Origin of the sequence: Halomonas marinisediminis (assembly GCF_004347715.1) — a bacterium.
Lineage (GTDB): Bacteria > Pseudomonadota > Gammaproteobacteria > Pseudomonadales > Halomonadaceae > Halomonas > Halomonas icarae.
Window position 1 is genome coordinate 1 of sequence record NZ_SLTR01000038.1, and the last position, 1,925, is coordinate 1,925.

Below are 1,925 nucleotides of genomic sequence, written 5' to 3' on the forward strand. Positions count from 1 at the left end.
GCGGTAGAGGAGCGTCGTGTAAGCCAATGAAGGTGAGTCGAGAGGCTTGCTGGAGGTATCACGAGTGCGAATGCTGACATGAGTAACGACAAGGGGGGTGAAAAACCTCCCCGCCGGAAGACCAAGGGTTTCTGTTCGACGCTAATCGGAGCAGAGTGAGTCGGCCCCTAAGGCGAGGCCGAAAGGCGTAGTCGATGGGAAACGGGTTAATATTCCCGTACCTCACTGTATTGCGATGGGGAGACGGAGAAGGCTAGGTGAGCCAGGCGTTGGTTGTCCTGGTGAAAGTCGGTAGGCTGGAGAATCAGGCAAATCCGGTTCTCCAAGGCCGAGAGACGAGACGAACGGACCACGGTCCGGAAGTCATTGATGCCACGCTTCCAGGAAAAACCTCTAAGCTTCAGATACAGTGGGACCGTACCCCAAACCGACACAGGTGGTCAGGGTGAGAATCCTAAGGCGCTTGAGAGAACTCGGGTGAAGGAACTAGGCAAAATGGTGCCGTAACTTCGGGAGAAGGCACGCCGCCGGTACGTGAAACCCCTCGCGGGTGGAGCCGAAAGCGGTCGAAGATACCAGGTGGCTGCAACTGTTTATTAAAAACACAGTACTCTGCAAACGCGTAAGCGGACGTATAGGGTATGACGCCTGCCCGGTGCCGGAAGGTTAAGTGATGGTGTTAGCGCAAGCGAAGCTCTTGATCGAAGCCCCGGTAAACGGCGGCCGTAACTATAACGGTCCTAAGGTAGCGAAATTCCTTGTCGGGTAAGTTCCGACCTGCACGAATGGCGTAATGATGGCCACGCTGTCTCCACCCGAGACTCAGTGAAATTGAAATCGCAGTGAAGATGCTGTGTACCCGCGGCTAGACGGAAAGACCCCGTGAACCTTTACTATAGCTTCACACTGGACGCTGATGTTGCTTGTGTAGGATAGCTGGGAGGCTTGGAAACTCGGACGCCAGTTCGAGTGGAGCCAACCTTGAAATACCAGCCTGGCATCATTGGCGTTCTAACTCAGGTCCGTCATCCGGATCGAGGACCGTGTGTGGTGGGTAGTTTGACTGGGGCGGTCTCCTCCCAAAGAGTAACGGAGGAGCACGAAGGTACCCTCAGTACGGTTGGAAATCGTGCATTGAGTGCAAGAGCATAAGGGTGCTTGACTGCGAGACAGACACGTCGAGCAGGTACGAAAGTAGGTTCTAGTGATCCGGTGGTTCTGTATGGAAGGGCCATCGCTCAACGGATAAAAGGTACTCCGGGGATAACAGGCTGATACCGCCCAAGAGTTCACATCGACGGCGGTGTTTGGCACCTCGATGTCGGCTCATCACATCCTGGGGCTGAAGTCGGTCCCAAGGGTATGGCTGTTCGCCATTTAAAGTGGTACGCGAGCTGGGTTTAGAACGTCGTGAGACAGTTCGGTCCCTATCTGCCGTGGGCGTTGGAGATTTGAGAAGAGCTGCTCCTAGTACGAGAGGACCGGAGTGGACGCACCTCTGGTGTTCCGGTTGTCACGCCAGTGGCATTGCCGGGTAGCTATGTGCGGACAGGATAACCGCTGAAAGCATCTAAGCGGGAAGCCCCCTTCAAGATGAGATCTCCCCGAGGCCTCGAGCCTCCTGAAGGGCCCAGCGAGACCAGCTGGTTGATAGGCCGGATGTGGAAGCGCTGCAAGGCGTTGAGCTAACCGGTACTAATGGCCCGTGAGGCTTGACCATATAACACCCAAGGGGTCTGTGATGACCCACGACGCCGGGTACGTCTTGAAACCTCTCGGCTCAGCATGAATCACCCCTTTTCGCCTGACGACCATAGCGAGCGTGAACCACCTGATCCCATGCCGAACTCAGCAGTGAAACCGCTCTGCGCCGATGGTAGTGTGGGGCCTCCCCATGCGAGAGTAGGTCATCGTCAGGCACTTAT

At 55.8% G+C, this 1,925-nt stretch carries 2 rRNA genes; both read left to right on the forward strand.

Going from position 1 to position 1,925, the window contains the following annotated elements:
* Positions 1–1,720 (forward strand): 23S ribosomal RNA (locus E0702_RS15745); the annotation flags it as partial.
* An 83-nt stretch (positions 1,721–1,803) separates the two neighbouring features.
* Positions 1,804–1,919, forward strand: a 5S ribosomal RNA gene (gene rrf, locus E0702_RS15750).
* Positions 1,920–1,925 lie beyond the last annotated feature (6 nt).